The following is an 18,019-nucleotide window of genomic DNA, read 5'->3' as shown; positions in this document are numbered from 1 at the left end:
AATCTGGAATGAATTTTGGCTACGTTACTGTGAACGGAGTGAACAGTAACGAACAAAGTTTATCTCTACAAATACGGGATCCCCGGTATCTCCGGATAACTGCCCATTCCGATCAGAAGCTCCAGACCTGTCTGTCTGGCATTTAATACCGCTGTCTTAGCAGCACTGGCATCTCCGGAAACTGCCAGGATCACTTCATTGGAATGGCTGGTTCCCTTATTCGGCGTCATATATTTCGCAATGGAAAGAGGCGCTGATTTCATCGCAGTATCTGCCATCACAAGCCCTATTGCAGCCGGAGAACCCGCCATAAACCCAAAGGCTTCTCCAACCGGTACTCCGAATGCTTTATTCAGAGCCTGTCCTGCACTGGCTGAATAGGCAAATTCCAGATGTCCACTCTCGCTGATATAGAGTTCACCTGCATATTTATTCGTAAGTTCCAAAGCCATAGATATGGCATGGCGAACATCCGAGACATCAGTTCCCCCAAGAACAATATAGTTTCCATGACCACCCCATCCCTTGGTATCCCTCGGCAATTCTATGGAAAGAACCTCTGTGTTGGTTGCTTTCACCGCATCATCGATAGCAGTGATCTGCCCTGCAGCACCTGTACGGGAGCTGAACAATCCCAGACAGCGATACTTCATTCCTACGTTCATAGTCTCCAGCAAAGTATCATCAATCCCTGAAATCACAAGCCCAATCGTATCCAGAACTGCGGTCCCTACAAATTCACTGCGCGTACAGTGTGTGCTGATATTTTTTATATCTATCATTTGTTACGCCCTCCTGTATATATTACCCCATAATACCAGATTTTATATGTTTAGCTTATCATGCCCTGACAGGATAAGCAACAGAAATATACTATGGTGATCAATGTGACGAGAACACAAAAACGACAAAAATCCCCAACTCCCGCAGACCAATTCTGCGGGAGCCGGGGATTTTATGTAGGTATGAACATAACACACGAATACGCCAGTTATATAATCGATATTATACAATTAATTACTTCACGATCATACCAGTCTTCCTGTCGCTGAAGATTGCTACTTCGATCAGGAAGATGATACCAAGAATCAGCTGCTGTAACTGTGTCGGCATCATCAGCATTACCAGACCACTGGAAAGTACTTTGTATGTCATAACACCAAGAATGATGTTATAGAATCTTACTTTAGCACCGCCGTTTACAGGCATTCCGCCAAGTACCAGGGCGATCATAATCTGTGTTTCCAGCTGGTTACCTGCTGTAGATGTAACGGAACCTACTTTGATAGCATTTACAAATGCTGCAAGTCCTGTGATACATCCTGCTGCCACGAATACGAGAATCTTTGTAGTCTCTACACGGATACCTGCGAATCTTGCTGCTGTTTCACCTGCACCGATTGCTTTCAGTCTGGAGCCCAGACCTGTGTAAGTGAATACAAGATATGCCACTACGAAGATGATCACTGTGAAAGTAAGCATAAATGGCAGTGTGTTGTATTTGGAAATATCACTTACTGCGTAAACAGGTGAGTTAGTTGTTGCATATGCACAAACTCCACGGAACAGATACATGGTACAGATTGTAACAATAAAGCTTGTGATTTTTCTCTTAACATTGAAGTAACCATTGATCAGTCCGATCAGTCCGCCTGTTACCACACCACCCAGCGCTGCCAGAACCATGTTGTAATGGGAAAGGTAGCAGACTACGATGGAAGCAACACCAAGCATGGAGCCCTGGGAGAAATCCAGACCACCCATTGTCATTACCATGAACACGCCGATGGATGAGATCAGCAGCATGTATGACTGGCTCAGAAGCAGTGATATATTTTTCGGCTGAAACAGTCTGCCGTCTGTGAGGATTGCAAATAATACACAGATGATCACGAATCCTGCGATAGGAAGGATCGTACGCACAATGGGACGTTCCAGAAATGGTACTTGCTCAGTTGATTTTTTTGTTGTACTCATTTTTTTACCCCCTTAAATCATATTGTCAATCAGATCTGTGTCTTTCAGATCCGGAGAGCGAAGGAATTCACCATTGATCTTACCGTCCTTCATGATCAGGATACGGTCTGCCATACCCAGAAGCTCCATGATTTCCTCAGAGATCATAATAATGGATTTTCCTCTTTTTCTCATATCGTCCATCATGGCGTAGATATCAGCTTTAACTTTGACATCAATACCACGTGTAGGGGAGTCAAGGATGATCAGGTCGGAGTCCTTACCAACCCAGCGTGCAAGAACGACTTTCTGTTTGTTACCGCCGGAAAGAGCGGATACAAACTGGTCAACGCCTGTCATTTTTGTACTCATCTGTTTTGCAAATTTATTGGCAAATTCATTCATTGTCTTTGCACGAAGGAATCCATGAGTCTTCAGATCCTCCAGAGATGGAAGACAGATGTTATCGCCAATTGTATCATTGATGACCAGAGATTCATTGTCACGGTCCTTGGAAGCATATGCAATACTGTGTTTGATGGCATCCGGAATGGAATTGATCGGTGTGCCGTCTCCCAGAGTTACACTTCCCTGGCGGAAATAGGAAGCTCCGAAGAGTGCCTTTCCAACCTCATGCATACCGCATTCGGAAAGTCCTCCGATACCAAGGATCTCACCTTTGTGAAGATCAAGGTTCAGGTTCTCGATCTGCCCTTTTACTGTCACGTTCTTTGCAGAAAGAACAACTTCGTCAGATACTTTTTCACCGTAGTCTGTACGATAGTAGCTGTCACCGATCTCACGGCCTACCATTAAGGCTTTCAGTCTGTCAGGTGTAGCTTCTTCCTTTGTGATGGAACCGATCTTCACACCATCTCGAAGTACACTGATATTATCAGACTGCTCGATAACCTCCTCAAGGTCATGGGAAATAAAGATTACGCAGTTTCCTGTGTCACGAACCTTGTGCATTACCTTGAAAAGCTCTTCACGGCCTTTCTGTCCAAGTGCTGTTGTTGTCTCGTCTACAACCAGAACCTTCGGATTAAAGTAGGTAGATTTTACGATCTCTACCAGCTTACGATCCTCGAAGTTGTAATCATCGATCACCTTAGTTGCATCAATATAGTTGAATCCGTAACTGTCCAGATATTCCTGGGCTTTCTTGTTCATTGCTGCGGTATTTTTGATACCACATTTAGTAAACTGATCCTCGTTTCCAAGGAAAATATTCTCTGCTACAGTCAGTCCGGAAAGTGTTCCGATCTCCTGTACGATAATGGCTACACCCTGATGGTTGGCTTCAACCTGGTTGGTTGCGGTGATCTCTTTTCCTTCAAGGATAAACTTGCCGGAATCTTTCTGGTAAATACCTGTCAGGCAGGATGTTAATGTAGATTTACCGGAACCGTTTTCACCGATCAGTGCGTGGATCTCACCTTTATTAAATGTAAAGGAAACGTTGTCCAGGGCGTGTGTGATGCCAAAATGTTTATCAATATTTTCTGCTCTTAATAATATTTCACCCATAATCGTTCTCCTTATTTTACTACAAGACCTTTAACCGGTTTAGTTGTCAGTGCAACGATAACCAGCAGAGCAACACCTGTTACTACGTTCTGGATCGTAGTCGGAGCTCCCAGTGCAACGAAACCGTTGAACATAAGCTGAATGATCATTTCACCGATTACAATAGCGATAACCGGATGGCCATATTTCTTAAATGCCAGTCCAAAGAATGTTCCCATCAGAGGAGTAAAGTTACGGCTCATAGAGGAAAGGTTGGAAGCTGATGTCATGGAAGTACCAAAACTGATTGTCAGGATTGCCTGAAGTCCGAAGAAAAATCCTGCAAGAGTAAATGCTACGATCTTATATTTCGGAACATTTACACCCATGTTCTTGGCTACAACTTCGTTACTTCCGATGGCGTAAGTATAAGTACCGATTTTTGTATATTTCAAAATGAATGCGCAAAGCAGATATGCAATCAGTGCCAGGATCAGGTTGACCGGATAATCACCAAATGCTCTGTAGTCTGCTGAAAGTATTACGTTCTTTCCGTTTGTGGCGTATACACTGAACGCCTCGTATATCAGGGACAGGGCACATGTAACGATCAGGGAAGAAATATGTAATTTGATATAAACCACACCATTGATGAGACCAATGATCGTACCACAGATCAGCGGTGCAATGATAAGACCGGCATAACCGAATTTCTCACTTGCATTGCAGGCGATAATGGATGAAAGTACGATATTGGCACCAACGCTCATATCGAAAGGTCCCATTACGCAGATAAAGTAGAGGCCACATCCGCCAACTGCGTAAATTAATGCTGATTTCATGTAAGTGGCCAGTTTCTCCGGGGAACCGAAAGTAGTCGGTGCAAGTACTTTAAATACTGCCCAGAAAACTACAAGCATAAGAACCAGAAGGCCGATTCCATAATACTGGCTTTGTTTGAGTTTTTTCATAACCATTCTCCTTATCCAATTCATCGCCCGCCAAAAGCAGGAGGTCACACGCTTCATCAGGGTTTGGCCTTTTGCTTCGAGCGGGCACTGACAATTACCTCTTAAAAGTTTCTCCACTGCCCTTTGGAGAAAAGGCAGTGGAGCACAAGTTCATCATATTAGTTGCTGTGACGGGAAATAACATCATCAATAGAAAGTGATGTAGCTGCTTTGTTCAGATCATCAAAGCTGTATCCTGCTAATTCCACAAGCTCTTCATCTGTGTATGGATCGTCATCTACAAAGTATTTCTTGTAGTTTTCATAGTCTTCGGAAGAAGATACATACAGGTATGGGAACTGGATTTCGTATCCGAAGGATCCTTCATCTTTTACATAGTTGCCTTTGATTGCGTTATATGTGATAAGGAATGCATATAACGGGTCGCAGAAGTGTCCGCCTGATTCAGCAAACATTCCGCCTGATTCAAGCTGCTCGCCAAGGTCATCAAGGAAGTCTGTGGAAACAACGTCGATCTTTCCTGTAAGTCCTTCGTTTGCCAGAGCACCGATGGAACCAACAAGCGGGTCACCGCCACCACCTGCAACGATCAGAGCGTCCATATCAGGGTTGGAATTGTAAAGGGAAAGAGCTGCTGCTGCACCTTCTTCAGAAGATGTGTTAGCATATACAGGCTCTGTGATTGTTGCCTGATCATCAGGATTAGCTTCGTTCCATTCGTCAACTGCCTGTTTGTAACCTGTCCATCTCTGCTGGAATGTAGCATCACCAACTGTCCATGCCTCAAGGCCGATGTTTCTGTCACCGTTCTCAAGAAGCAGGTTAACCAGTGTATATCCGTTTGTTACTTCGTCTTCATGAACTGCACCAAGATAATACTGTGAGTTGCATGCTGTCTGATATACTTCAGGGCTGTTCTCTTCGGAGATGATACGATAGAACTGTGTAAGGTAAACCTGATTTGCATCACATGTCTGGATGGCAGATGTCATTTCAGAGTCTGCAGAGTTACAGATTACGATACCGTTACATCCTGCTGCGCAAAGCTGTTCAACAGAAGCTGTAACCTGCTCAGATACGTGGCCCTGGTCAACATACATTACATTAACACCAAGAGCATCTGCTGCTTTGTCAATGATTTTTTTACTCTGGCTTCCAAGTACGTCTGTGGAGCTCCAGATTGATACGCCGATTGTGATGTCGTCATCGGCTGCCTGTGCTGTAACTGCACCTGCCGGTAAAGAACCAACCATTGCTGCTGTTGCTGCGATAGCGACTGCTTTTCTCATTCTTTTTTTCATGTTGTGAAACCCTCCTTGAAAAATCTTAGTTTCTTATTTTTTTGAACGGAAGTTTTTCCGGGCTTTCCGTTCCTCTGTGATTATATTAAACCATACTTTGCCTTTGGTCAGTTAGGACATATTTGGAAAATTTTGTTGCACATTTTTGACCAGTTTATATATAAAACTTAGACAAAATATGAACAAGTTGAGCAAAATGCCAGTAACTTGTATGTTTTCTCTATTGATTATAGCAATTCCATAAAATAATGCAATCAAGACAGTTCAGCAGAGTGCGAAGGACAAAGAAGATACCTGCAGGCGTGCTGACGCACGGCAAAGATATCTTCCCAAAAAGTCCTCTGTATCCATTCGATTCGATAAGAACCGCCATACAGAGGACTTCCGCTTTCGTTACTGTCCACTCAATTCTACCTGAGTTTCTTCCATATTATAATTGTGCAAACTTATTCCGATACTCCCTCGGGCTGCATCCCACCTTCTTTCGGAACACTCTGCTGAAGTAGTTATAATCATCATATCCCACCAGAAACGAAATCGTCTCCAGCTTCTTGTCCTGATCTTTCATAAGCTCTGCCGCTTTCTCCATCCGGATTCTGGTAAGAAATGCAATGATCGTCTCACCGTATTTCTGACTGAAAGTCCTGGAGAGATAGCTTGCATCCATATGATACTGTTCTGCCAGAGCAGTGAGTGTAATATTCTCATGATAGGAACGCTCAATATATTTATGGATCTGCTCTACCTGCTGCATAATAGAACCTGCATCAGAGCTTTTATCTTCTCCCTTCTCCCATAAACTGTCCAGCAGGATTTTCAGGGATACAAGCAGAGAGTGTGCATTGAGACATTTCATATAATAATCAATGTTATCCATGGCTTCCTCTGCCTGTGCGGTAAGCTCCGGGCATTTCTCCTGAACATAACGGTAAAGGATTCCTGTAATCCTGCCCGCATACTGTTTCACATCCAGGTAAGTCCAGTTTCCATCATCACACTGTCTGAAATTACAGGTCTTAAAGATCAGCTTCTCTGCCTCTGCCTTCTGTCCCGTTGTCAACAGATGATACAACTCCGTCTCCATATGTGCAGGTGCTGATTTCCCAACCATCTGCGTTTCGCTGTTTCTCTGTTGCTCTCCGGTTTTCTCTTCCGGACAGGAAAGGATACTGTGTTCCCTGTTAAACGGACGGGTAATCAGTGTTGAGATCAGTTCTCTGTAAACTGTACCAATATCATCCAGTGAACTTGTCTGCTCATGGAGCACAACAGAAACAGGGCCGTATTCTTCCAGCGGAAACTCCTTTAGAATATTTTCCGCCAGTGCTCTGAATTCCTTTGCATCAGCAGTCTTTACAATAAGAAATTCACTCATCTTATTGCTGTTGTTAAAAATAATCGCATTCTCCTCCAGACCGGTCAATTCTCTCAATCTGGACTTGATATTCCAGGACATCTGCAGATTATCATGTTCAAACTGCTCCGCAATCTCTGTAATATTGTAAAATTTAACCATCAGTGTGGCTACTTCCGAAAATGTATTCGTGCTGGATACATGAGTCTGGGATGCTGACTGCCCGTACAGTTTTCCAGAAAGCAGTGCCGAGTATTCACTGTCTTCCAGAAATGATGACAGCTTATGTTTCTGAAGCTTGCTGGTCTCATCCTGCTTTTTTGTATTCTCCCGCTCTTCCAGAAGTCCCAGTGCCTTGGTAAGAACCTTTACCATCTCTTCTTTTCCCACAGGCTTCAGAAGATAATCCAGGCCGCCGGAAACAAATACACCCTTTACCTTATCAAAGTCATCATAGCCACTGATGGCAATGGTAATGATTTCAGGGTATTCATTCTGCAAACGCTGCAGCAATTCCAGACCGCTCAGAAATGGCATATTAATATCTGTGAGAATAATATCCGGTTTTTCTTCGGCAATCCTCTCTATAACCTCTTCCCCGTCACATGCAGGCTCCAGAAATTCCAGGGAATACTCCTCCCATGGTATCAGGTTCCGGATATTTTCCCTGCTCCAGAATTCATCATCTGCAGCAAGAACCTTATATTTCATATTTTTCATTGTCTCTCTCCTTGCTCATTTTTGAACATTTTCGTAACTATTCAGTAGTCTACTATCCCGCGAGGTGTTTTGGCACGTAAGTACCAAAATCCCGAGACATACAAGCCAAAATGCCATCACCGCAGGTGATTTTTAATGCATTTTGGCTCGTAACTGTGAAGGTACTGAACAGTTACACATTTTCCATATCACCGGAATTCTCCGTAGAAACAGCCGGGACTGTGATCGTCACAGTTGTCCCCTCGCCTGCTGTACTTTCAATATGCAGTCCGTATTTCTCTCCGAAAAGCCTCTTCAGACGCGCATTAACATTCAAGATTCCAATGGAAATGCCGGATTCCACACGTTTCATATCATTCTGATCCAGCAAACGGTTCATAGATTCCGCATCCATTCCCGCACCATTATCCTGAACTGTGATCACCAGATTCTCTTTCACATGTTCTGAACGGATCAGAAGCTTTTTGTCCTTACGGCGGACATTTCTGAGACCATGTGTAAGTGCATTCTCCGCAACCGGCTGGATACAGATACGCGGCATCTGATCTGCCAGTGTATCGCTGTCAATCTGATAATCGTAAGCTATCGTTGAGCCATTTCTCACATCCATAACATAGAGATAATTTCTCACATGCGCCATCTCATTCTGCACAGTGGAAAGCTCATCTGTCATATTCAGACTGTAGCGGAAAATTGCAGACAGTGAATGACACATACCGCTTACCATCGGACAGTTCTGAGCATTGGCAATCCCGCTCATGGTATCCAGTGTATTATAGAGGAAATGGGGATTGATCTGCGCCTGCAGCATTTTGTATTCCGTCCGCTCTACCAGCATTTTATGCTGCAGTTCTTCCTGCGCCATGACCTGCATACGGTCAAGCATTTCATTAAATTCCGTACCCAGCGTAGTCAGCTCCTGGGACCATCCTACGGGCTGCACCCGAAGCTGGGTTTCTCCGTCCTTGATCCGCGTGATAGTGCTGCTCATCTCTTCTACAGGCTTTGTCATCCACTGAGACACAAACAATACGATCACCATAATCGCAAGGATCATGGCTCCCATTATAATAAGAAGTGTTCGGATCAGTGTCTTCTGCGTTGCAGTGAGAAGAGACTGTGAGACAAGCACAAATGCCTCCAGATTATAATTCTCCTGAGACACCTGGATCAGATAATTCCCATCATACTCCTGTTCCAGTTCACCGGATTTATAATGACTTTGTACAACCTTTGCAAGCTGTTTCTGGATTCTGCACTGACTCTCTGAAGCCTCCCCGGTCATTGCGATCACCCGGTCATTTAATGGCTGCAGCCACAGACATACCTGCTCTACATCTACATATTTAGCCATAATAGAAGTAAGTGCCGCACTGTTAATATCACAGACCAGATACCCCAGGGCATTCCTGTCTGCATCATAATTGTGCAGTTTCAGCACAAATCGCACAATATCTTTCTTTGCAGCAGAATTGTGATATCCGGAAATCATCAGATCTGTACGTTTTCCATGCACATAATCATAAACCCGGTCTGAATTATCATCATACTCTGCCTTGTAAATATCTTTGGGATATGTAACTGAATTGTAGCGGTAGCTGCTGATCAGATGATCCTTTGTATCATAAAGATACATGGCAAGAAGCTGATCCTCCTTTGTAAAACGCTTCCTTGCAAAATACCAGCTTCTCCAGTAATAATCCTTCATGCTTGCATCCTTTTCAGCAGCTTCACGCATAGCTGCGATAAGATCCTGCTCACTGTAGATCGTAAGCATTTCCCCTCGTATTGTGTGGATAAAATTAGACAGATCTGTCTGCATTTTATTCAGAGAAATCTCATGATCTGAAATGCTCTCTGCCCGAATCTGTCTGCGCAGGGACTGATGAAACAGAAATGTCTGCAGAAGAAGTGCGAACACTACACTTGCAATGCACAGAACAAGCAGTGCCCTCCGCATTGTCCACCTTTTTTTCATTATTCCTTCCCCCTCATGTCAAGCGGATAAAAATCATCCGCTTTGTTATGCGGCTCTACATCGAATAACTGCTCCACAGTTTATTCGGTTAGATATCTGATAATTCTGTAGCAATTCCTGTAAATTTCACATTCTGATAAACAGATACAAAATGCATTATCTACAAAAAATCGCCATATATCCTTATCATAATTATATATTATCACAATTATAATACAGGAATTTTGCATTGAAAAGCAAAACAGGAAACTTCCATCAAAAAAACAGCAGTAAAGTGTATGTCAATCCAATCCACCTTACTGCTGCCTGTTTTTCCTGATAACATCTAACTCAATATTTGTCAAACAGATATTCACAATCCGCTTCTCTGGCTGCTCATAATTTTATGTTCAGTAACACCTTTTGCGGCATATTTACTTTTCAATATGTACTGCACCTACTGCGCGGATATTCATTGGATATACGTTCTCTTTTCCGGCAAATTCAGAAATATAGGAAACATAGTTCTCTGTTTCTTCTTCCGGCACTACGCACATGATAACACCGGCAAATCCGCCTCCATGGATACGGCAGATACCTTTGCCCAGTTTCTCAAGGAAGAGATCTGTAAGAGCAAGCGCAACAGAAATCTTCTGCTCTGTATATGCTTTGATCGGATAGCAGTTCTGAAGTAATTCCCAGGAAGATTTTCCTGATTCACTGAGTAGCTTCAGTACAGTCTCACCATCTTTCTCTTCAACTGCTTTTGCAGCTCTCTCTACACGTTCGTTCTCTTTGAAGAAATGAATCGCTCTTAAGATTGCTCTGTCATTATCGATCTTATCCATATTTGCAAGCACTTTGTCAAGAGTTGTCTCACAGAGAAGCTCTGCTCCTGCTGCCTTGGCTGCTTCTTTCATTTCCATAGGGATCTCAGAGTATTCTTCACTTAAATCAGCATGACCTTTTCCTGTATTAACGATTACAAGATGATGATCATAATCATGGAAAGAGAAGTTTACTTTCTCATATTTTGGATTCTCTCTGTCTGAGAAGTCCAGAAGGATCGGTCCGCCAACTGCACATGCAAGCTGATCCATTAATCCGGAAGCCTTCAGCCAGTAAACATTCTCAGCATACTGTCCTGCTTTTGCATAGTTGATGTATGTCATTGCACCATCATTAAAGAAATAATTGATGATGGAACATACCAGCATTTCGAAAGATGCAGAAGAGCTTACACCTGCTGCGCGGATTACATTTGTGGTCACATAAGCATCAAAACCAGCTACTTTAAAACCGAATTTCTGAATAGCTTCCACCATACCTGCTACCAGAGATACGGTTCCCTGAGCCTTCGGTACGCTTGCAAGATCATTGATGTCTACGACAACTTCCTTATCATATCCTTCACTCGTGATACGGATAACACTGCTGTTGTTCGGGTAAGCTGCACCGATGGTATCCATGTCAATACTGCCTGCGATTACGCGACCGCCATTATGATCTGTATGGTTTCCGATGATCTCAGTTCTTCCCGGTGCTGTAAAAAATTCTGCTATATCATGATGGTAAATTTCTGCGAAATGATCAGCTACAGCCTGAAAACGTGCTGCTGATTTCTCTGCTTCGCCGTAAATACGTGTCAATTCATTTTTATTTGGAATATTCATTGTAAAAATCCTCCGTTCATTTTTCCGGTCTGACCGCTGATACATAGTTTTATGAGTACTATGTACTGACAATTTTCACGGTTTACAGTGGCAGTGCAGGTGTGAAAACCAGCGGCAGACGGGAATATGTGTATGAAAGTTTGGGAGCAGCCTTATCAGCTACACTCTTGAATTAAAGTATACCCTGCTGTGTCATAAAATTCCTTGATAATCTAAGGGGAAAATAGTAAAATCTTGCGTTTATATCTATATAAGTGTACAATATATTATATAAGTCATCAACAGCAATTTCGCATAACGGTCTTTCTCTGATGCAGCAGGTTGTCTGCAATATTTTCCGGAATTGCTATAAGATAGGATAATTAAAAATCATCATATATTCTCAACGGAGGACGCATGTATAATGGCAGAGATCATAACCGACGGCTCACAGAAAGAACTGAAGAAACATGGCAGTGATGAATTTCCGCTGCTGGTAAGCTATGAGAAACTTTCCGGCTACAAATCCGGCTCTTTTCTCTGGCACTGGCATCCTGAGATAGAAATCACCCTTGTCCTGGATGGACAGATTCTCTATAAGGTAAACCAGTGTACCTATCATATGAAAGCAGGAGATATCCTTCTGGGAAATGCCAATGTACTCCACGCAGGCTTCATGGAAGATATGAAAGACGGCAAATATGTCTCCATCACTTTTCTGCCAAAGATTATCTATGGTTCCTACGGAAGTATCCTGCGCAGGAAATATGTGGAGCCATTTTTACACAATTTCTCTCTTCCTGCAGTCTACATTGACTATTCGCAGCCCTGGCATGAAGTTTTTTCTGAATATGTAAGAGAAATCATAACTCTGTATGAAGAGAAAAAAGAATTTTACGAACTGGATATCACCGGAACGCTGCAGAAGCTGTGGCGTTGTATGCTGCAGAATCTTCCGGAGAACCTCCCCTATACGGAACACAGCAAACTGGAACGCAACCGTATGCGTGAAATCATGGATTATCTGGAACACAATTACATGAACAAAATCCAGATGAAAGATATCGCAGAGGAAATCCACCTCTGCGAGAGCGAATGCAGCCGGTTATTCAAGAGATACATGAACGTATCCCTGTTTACATTTCTGCAGGAATACCGGGTGGAACGGAGCCTTGAATTTCTCCTCAGCTCCGATGACAGCATCATGGAAGTCGCCCAGAAATCCGGCTTCACAGACTCCAACTACTATGCCAAGGTATTCTCCAGAGTAAAGGGCTGCAGCCCGCAGAAATATAGAAAACAGAATATAAGGAAAGATATGTGAAGTATACTTTATGCTTCTTCCACGATTTTCAAATTCCACGGCAGAACAGCAATGCTTTTTCCATCCTGCACAGATTCCTCTGAAAACAGTTCTGTTCCGTCTGCACCATGATATACAACATTCTGCTCTTCTGCAGAATAATTCAGGATATATCTGACACATTTGCCCAGATCATTGGTTCCTTTTCTTACGATTACCGGCCAGCTATACTCCGGAATTTCAACTTCCGCGCTGTTAAGTGTTTCTGTGAGTACTGCTTTTAAGGTGTTGTTATCTGTCATACAGCCAATGTAGATGGCTGTTCCTTTTCCATAATGGTTCTTGGTGATCGCTGCGTATTCCTTCCAATTATAATGGTCATAGAACGCAAGTACTTCTGCTTCCTGAGGTATTAATAATTCCATGAATACTTTGGCTGATGCTACAGATACATCTGCAGTTTCTTTTGTCACATTTCTTCCATCTATCTCAGATATACTGTTTTCTCCAATGATACTTCCAGTCAGTCCAACGTTCTTCGGGAAAGTAAACTGCTGGTAGTTGATTCCGAAGCAGTTACTTAAAATATGCGGCTGCATTTCATGGCTTACTTTAACATTCTCATTCGCAAATGCGGTCTTGAATGTTGCCACCAGTGTACCGCCATTTGCTGTGTACTGTTTCAGTTTTTCCAACAGTTCATCCGGTGCAGCATAGAGTGCCGGGACAAAGATTGCTTTATACTGATCCAGATTATCTGATTCCGGCCATACGAAATCACACTCAATATTCATCTTAAACAGCGCATCATAAAGCCAGCGTACCACATCATTATATCCAATGCCGTTATCTCCTGCTGCGGTTGCTTCGATTCCAAACCATTTAAGAGCTGTTAATGCTTCATTGCTTACAAGAATGGCAACATCATTTTTCTTCTTCAGATTTACCAAATGGCTTCCAAGCCTGGAGAATTCGTTTCCGATGATGCAGGCTTCACGGTATGGTGCATTCTCCTGCATGTCATGGCTGAGAAGTCCTCTCCAGTATGTCTCAAAAGAATTATGGATAGAATGCCAGTGCCAGTACATCACACTGTTTGCGCCGTTTGCCAGATGACTGTATGCCTGAAGTCTGAGCTGTCCCTTATAAGGAGTCCATCCCGGATATCCCTGTGCTTCTGTTTCCAGAACAAGGTAGTTATCTCTCTTCAAAGAACGTGTCATATCACCGCCAAATGCGATCTCTGCCCCTGTCAGATCATCCTGTGTTGGATGATAAATATCTGTGCCTGCAATCGTCAGTGCCTTCGCTGCATGATAATGGTTTACATCCGGCTGTACTCCATAGGAATATCCCCGCCATTCAAAGTCAAAATTATGAGTGATAAACTGATCTTCTCTGCGGTATTCGTTTACGATATCTGCCTGCCAGCTTAAAAACTCATCTACCAACGTTCTCTGGAACTTCTCAAATTCCGCACCAAGACTTCCATTGATAGTTCCTCTCACGTCCGGGAAATCCTCCCATGCATTGATACGGTTACTCCAGTAATCCAGACCAAATTCATAATTCATGGCATCCAGATCATTATTGAATTTCTTACGGAGGTATTTTACAAATTTCTCCTGAACATTTTTACCTGCTGTCCCGTAATACTTAGTTTCATTATCTACCTGGAATCCAATAACACATTTTCTGTGTGCAGTGCATTCCATTAATTTGCGGATCACACGCTCCGCATAGAAACGATAGACCGGATGAGTGATATCCATGATCTGACGGGCTCCGTAGATTCCTCTGCCCTTTACGGTTTCTGCCATAACATCCGGATGGGATTTCACCATCCATGTAGGGATCGCATATGTAGGAGTTCCAATGATCACATTGATCCCGGCTTCTTCCATTGCGTCCATAACACGTTCCACATGTGAGAAATCAAAAACACCTTCCTGTGGTTCACAGGTGCTCCATGTGGATTCTGCGATCCTTACTGTATTGATTCCTGCCTTTTTCATCATTGCCACATCCTGCTGCAGGCGGTCATATGGCATATATTCATCGTAATATGCTGCTCCGTAGAGAAGTTTCTTCATTAATAATATCCTCCTGACTGATACTCTGACTATAACATTTTTATCAATTTTTCTCTTATATTAATCGAAATTTGCAGGATATGATATCACGTATCTCGGGTAAATATCATTTCTCTCAGATAAATATCATTTATTTGTTTTGCATCCTTTACTCCACAGAAACAGTATTCTGCTCCAGGTATTTCTTCAATGAAGAGACATACAGATTCCCCACCTTACTGAGGATTGAATTCTTTCTGGTAATATAGCCGATCTCCATGTCGCTGTTCTGGTTCTGCTCATCCCCTTCGAAGGGAATTGCCAGATAATCACTGCCATTAAGCTCCTCACAGATAATCCCTGAACACAGGGTATAGCCATTGAGTCCTACCATCAGATTCAGCATAGTCGCCCGATCCGAAGCCTTGACTGTTCTGGAATATTCATTGGTAGACAGAATCTCCTCTGACAAATAAAAACTGCTCTTATCTCCCTGTTCGAAGGACAAGCAGGGGTATTTTGCCAACTGGCTGTAACTAATAGATTTCTCATTTGCCAGTGGATGATTTTTCCACAAATATACATATGCCTGACAGTCAATCAAATGATGAAACTCCAGATTCGCAGAGTGGAGAAGCTTTAGCAGTGCCTTTCTGTTGAAATCACTGAGATAAAGTACTCCCACCTCGCTTTTCATGGTGCTGACGTCACTGATCACATCTGCAGTCTTTGTCTCCCTGATGGCAAATTCATATTCCGACACATCAAACTTCTGCACCATATCCACGAATGCTTTCACTGCAAAAGAATAATGCTGGGTGGAAACGCCGAATTTCTTCTTATAGGAACCACCCTCACTGTATTTCTCAACCACACTCTCATACTGTCCATATATCTGACGGGCATACATCAGAAATTCTGTCCCGTCATTGGTCAGTGTCACACCACGGCCGCTGCGGTTGAATATAATGATTCCAAGCTCCTTCTCCAGTTCCTTCACTGCATTGGTCAGAGAAGGCTGGGAAATATACAACGCCTCCGCAGCTTTATTTAATGAACCGGTTTCGGAAATTGTGATGATATAATTCATCTGTGTTAGTGTCATATGGTTTCTCCCTTATATCATTAATTTTTTCTACAGCAGTCTGAACACCTGCTCTGCAGCTGCAGCCATATTTGCTTTTGCAGTGTCCGGATCCATTGCTTCTTCCAGAGTGGAAATTCCGCGTACAATTGGAAAGAAAGCATCTATTCCTGCTTCATTGCAGGCAACCGCCTCTTTCGTAACACTTCCTGCAAATGCAATAGTTTTTGCGCCATATTTCTTACCAATCTTTGCAACACCAACCGGGGCTTTCCCCATGGCAGTCTGATGATCCAGACAGCCTTCGCCTGTTACAACCACATCTGCATCCTTCATCTCCTCTTCCACATGAACAGCATCCAGAATAAGCTGTATTCCTGGCGTCAGCTCTCCATCCAGATAATTCAGAAATGCAAATCCAAGTCCGCCTGCCGCACCTGCACCTGCCGCTTTCTGATTGTCTTTGCCGATCACTTTGGCAGTAACCTCTGCATAATTTTTCATGCCTGCATCCAGAACCGGAAGCATATCGGGGGTAACTCCTTTCTGAGGTCCATAGATATAGGTAGCTCCCTGAGAGCCGCAGAGAGGATTAGTCACATCACAGGCAATCCTGAAATTACACTGGGAAAGAAGTTCCTTTTTGTCTGAAATTTCTACAGATACAATCTTTGCAAGTGCCTGTCCGCCTTCTCCGGCGTCCTCTCCCTTTTCATCCAGAAATCTGTAGCCAAGTGCTTTCAGCATACCCACTCCGCCGTCATTAGTGGCACTTCCACCAATACCGATAATGAAATTGCGGATCCCCCTGCTGATCGCATGAAGAATCAGCTCTCCCACACCACAGGTGGTAGCTGTCATAGGATCCTTCTTATCTGAAAGTGTGATACCTGCTGCTGTTGCCATTTCCATAACTGCGGTATTACTTTCCCTGAGATATCCATAATATGCCTGAACCGGCTCATGATAAGGACCTGTAACTGTCACATCCACACGCTCTCCCTTCAGGCCTTCGATCAGCGCATCCGTAGTTCCCTCTCCACCGTCAGCCAGCGGCTTTACGACCACTTCTGCGTCCTTCTTTGCTGCAAGAATACCCTCTTTGACAGCCATTCCTGCTTCCATGGAAGTCATACTTCCCTTAAATGAATCAACTGCAACTACAACCTTCATAACTTAAGCCTCCAACTATCCATGTTATTTAAGACGGATGATACATATTATGCTCTTTCTCCAGTTCTTTATAAAGCTGCATACAGTTCCAGTTCTGATTATGCTCCGTCAGAACTGCCTTGTAATCCACAGGTGTACCTGCTTTCCGCAGAGTGTAAAGCACCTGGTCAAACAGATTTCCCGTGATTCCTGCAAGAATCAGCATTTCCTTCTCCATCTGCTCCTGAGGGATCAGCGCTGATGGAATCTGCACCTGAAAAACGTCCTTGACTCCTGCCAGATATCCGATTGGCTGACTATAGTCCTGAGTTTCTACAGTTTTTAAACGTATCTTAAAAGGCAGTAATGCCATCTTTAACTTGCGAAGCTTCTGCTGATCCTGAAAATTTATTAATAAAATAATTGGTTTCATATAAACACTCCTTCTGATACAAGTAAATCCCCACCCACTACTTATTGCTCTTTACAATTGAAGCAGGGACTTCTTTGATTCGGTTAAATAATTACAACTATTATACCCTCTTCACCCGCACCTGACAATCATAATAGCCAGCATAGGACTTTTTATGTCACAGGAATATTACAAAATAATTTCCGGCAACGCAGAAAAACAGGCTTCGATATCTGTTTCATCGATGCCTGTTTTTCTGTGTTACAATTTGGAGCGGCATGGCTTTATCAATTACAAACTATTTCGCAGGATGTTCCTTGAGCATTTCGGAAACACTCCCACTCAAATAAGAAAACAGCGGGAAATATTGTAATTCACGCATTATTGTGGTAAAGTATTGTCGTGTTATTTTTCTGAACCCAGTATCTTATCAAAGCTATAGACCGCAGAATTTTACCAGATCTGCGCATCACTCAATCCGTCTGCCAATATAGTCCTTCGGGTATCAGGAAACGAAAAACAAAGAGGAGGGAACAAATGAAAAAATTCTATTCGTGGTATAAAAAACATATTACC

The 18,019-nt window shown here is 43.1% G+C and carries 13 protein-coding genes; 1 reads left to right on the top strand and 12 read right to left on the bottom strand.

Annotated features, from left to right (window positions below; genetic code table 11):
* Positions 1-65: 65 nt before the first annotated feature.
* The 8 genes from pduB to LJE12_RS17530 form a co-directional block, all read right to left on the bottom strand.
* Complete coding sequence (gene pduB, locus LJE12_RS17565; RefSeq protein ID WP_118566381.1) at positions 66-782, bottom strand: microcompartment protein PduB; 717 nt, start codon at positions 780-782, stop codon at positions 66-68.
* Positions 783-1,017: 235 nt separating this feature from the next.
* Positions 1,018-1,977, bottom strand: coding sequence for an ABC transporter permease (locus LJE12_RS17560; RefSeq protein ID WP_055058631.1), 960 nt, complete (start codon positions 1,975-1,977; stop codon positions 1,018-1,020).
* Between the two features lie 12 nt (positions 1,978-1,989).
* Positions 1,990-3,486, bottom strand: a complete 1,497-nt coding sequence (locus LJE12_RS17555) for a sugar ABC transporter ATP-binding protein (protein ID WP_055059728.1) — start codon at positions 3,484-3,486, stop codon at positions 1,990-1,992.
* Between the two features lie 11 nt (positions 3,487-3,497).
* Positions 3,498-4,436, bottom strand: coding sequence for an ABC transporter permease (locus LJE12_RS17550; protein ID WP_173698152.1), 939 nt, complete (start codon positions 4,434-4,436; stop codon positions 3,498-3,500).
* Between the two features lie 158 nt (positions 4,437-4,594).
* Positions 4,595-5,737 carry a sugar ABC transporter substrate-binding protein gene (locus LJE12_RS17545; RefSeq protein ID WP_055059726.1) on the bottom strand — a complete coding sequence of 381 codons (1,143 nt, stop codon included), beginning with the start codon at positions 5,735-5,737 and terminating at the stop codon, positions 4,595-4,597.
* Positions 5,738-6,167: 430 nt separating this feature from the next.
* Positions 6,168-7,811: a response regulator transcription factor gene (locus tag LJE12_RS17540; RefSeq protein WP_227292308.1), complete on the bottom strand. Its 1,644-nt coding sequence runs from the start codon at positions 7,809-7,811 to the stop codon at positions 6,168-6,170.
* A gap of 172 nt (positions 7,812-7,983) precedes the next feature.
* Positions 7,984-9,789, bottom strand: coding sequence for a sensor histidine kinase (locus LJE12_RS17535; RefSeq protein WP_227292306.1), 1,806 nt, complete (start codon positions 9,787-9,789; stop codon positions 7,984-7,986).
* Positions 9,790-10,202: 413 nt separating this feature from the next.
* On the bottom strand, positions 10,203-11,441 hold the full coding sequence (locus LJE12_RS17530) for a galactokinase (RefSeq protein WP_025581048.1): 1,239 nt from the start codon (positions 11,439-11,441) through the stop codon (positions 10,203-10,205).
* Between the two features lie 403 nt (positions 11,442-11,844).
* On the opposite strand from LJE12_RS17530, the gene LJE12_RS17525 reads away from it, so the two are divergent.
* Positions 11,845-12,744: an AraC family transcriptional regulator gene (locus LJE12_RS17525; RefSeq protein WP_026650340.1), complete on the top strand. Its 900-nt coding sequence runs from the start codon at positions 11,845-11,847 to the stop codon at positions 12,742-12,744.
* Positions 12,745-12,752: 8 nt separating this feature from the next.
* Here LJE12_RS17525 and LJE12_RS17520 read toward each other — a convergent pair whose 3' ends face one another.
* From LJE12_RS17520 to LJE12_RS17505, 4 genes are all read right to left on the bottom strand, one after another.
* Complete coding sequence (locus LJE12_RS17520; RefSeq protein ID WP_227292304.1) at positions 12,753-14,816, bottom strand: beta-galactosidase; 2,064 nt, start codon at positions 14,814-14,816, stop codon at positions 12,753-12,755.
* Between the two features lie 148 nt (positions 14,817-14,964).
* The gene (locus tag LJE12_RS17515) at positions 14,965-15,900 is read right to left on the bottom strand and encodes a LysR family transcriptional regulator (protein WP_022380974.1); all 936 of its coding nucleotides are present in this window, start codon (positions 15,898-15,900) and stop codon (positions 14,965-14,967) included.
* A 30-nt stretch (positions 15,901-15,930) separates the two neighbouring features.
* Entirely contained in the window at positions 15,931-17,052 is a 1,122-nt protein-coding gene (locus LJE12_RS17510; protein WP_227292302.1) for a glycerate kinase family protein, read from the bottom strand.
* 28 nt (positions 17,053-17,080) lie between these two features.
* Positions 17,081-17,464: a DUF3783 domain-containing protein gene (locus tag LJE12_RS17505; RefSeq protein ID WP_227226571.1), complete on the bottom strand. Its 384-nt coding sequence runs from the start codon at positions 17,462-17,464 to the stop codon at positions 17,081-17,083.
* Positions 17,465-18,019: the final 555 nt, after the last annotated feature.

Origin of the sequence: Blautia sp. DFI.6.71 (genome assembly GCF_020593585.1) — a bacterium.
GTDB lineage: Bacteria > Bacillota > Clostridia > Lachnospirales > Lachnospiraceae > Blautia_A > Blautia_A wexlerae.
This window is presented reverse-complemented; position numbering and strand designations above follow the sequence as displayed.

Coding starts and splice junctions, on each gene's coding strand:
- pduB (WP_118566381.1), bottom strand. CDS start 782: ATGATAGATATAAAAAATATCAGCACACACTGTACGCGCAGTGAATTT.
- LJE12_RS17560 (WP_055058631.1), bottom strand. CDS start 1,977: ATGAGTACAACAAAAAAATCAACTGAGCAAGTACCATTTCTGGAACGT.
- LJE12_RS17555 (WP_055059728.1), bottom strand. CDS start 3,486: ATGGGTGAAATATTATTAAGAGCAGAAAATATTGATAAACATTTTGGC.
- LJE12_RS17550 (WP_173698152.1), bottom strand. CDS start 4,436: ATGAAAAAACTCAAACAAAGCCAGTATTATGGAATCGGCCTTCTGGTT.
- LJE12_RS17545 (WP_055059726.1), bottom strand. CDS start 5,737: ATGAAAAAAAGAATGAGAAAAGCAGTCGCTATCGCAGCAACAGCAGCA.
- LJE12_RS17540 (WP_227292308.1), bottom strand. CDS start 7,811: ATGAAAAATATGAAATATAAGGTTCTTGCTGCAGATGATGAATTCTGG.
- LJE12_RS17535 (WP_227292306.1), bottom strand. CDS start 9,789: ATGAAAAAAAGGTGGACAATGCGGAGGGCACTGCTTGTTCTGTGCATT.
- LJE12_RS17530 (WP_025581048.1), bottom strand. CDS start 11,441: ATGAATATTCCAAATAAAAATGAATTGACACGTATTTACGGCGAAGCA.
- LJE12_RS17525 (WP_026650340.1), top strand. CDS start 11,845: ATGGCAGAGATCATAACCGACGGCTCACAGAAAGAACTGAAGAAACAT.
- LJE12_RS17520 (WP_227292304.1), bottom strand. CDS start 14,816: ATGAAGAAACTTCTCTACGGAGCAGCATATTACGATGAATATATGCCA.
- LJE12_RS17515 (WP_022380974.1), bottom strand. CDS start 15,900: ATGACACTAACACAGATGAATTATATCATCACAATTTCCGAAACCGGT.
- LJE12_RS17510 (WP_227292302.1), bottom strand. CDS start 17,052: ATGAAGGTTGTAGTTGCAGTTGATTCATTTAAGGGAAGTATGACTTCC.
- LJE12_RS17505 (WP_227226571.1), bottom strand. CDS start 17,464: ATGAAACCAATTATTTTATTAATAAATTTTCAGGATCAGCAGAAGCTT.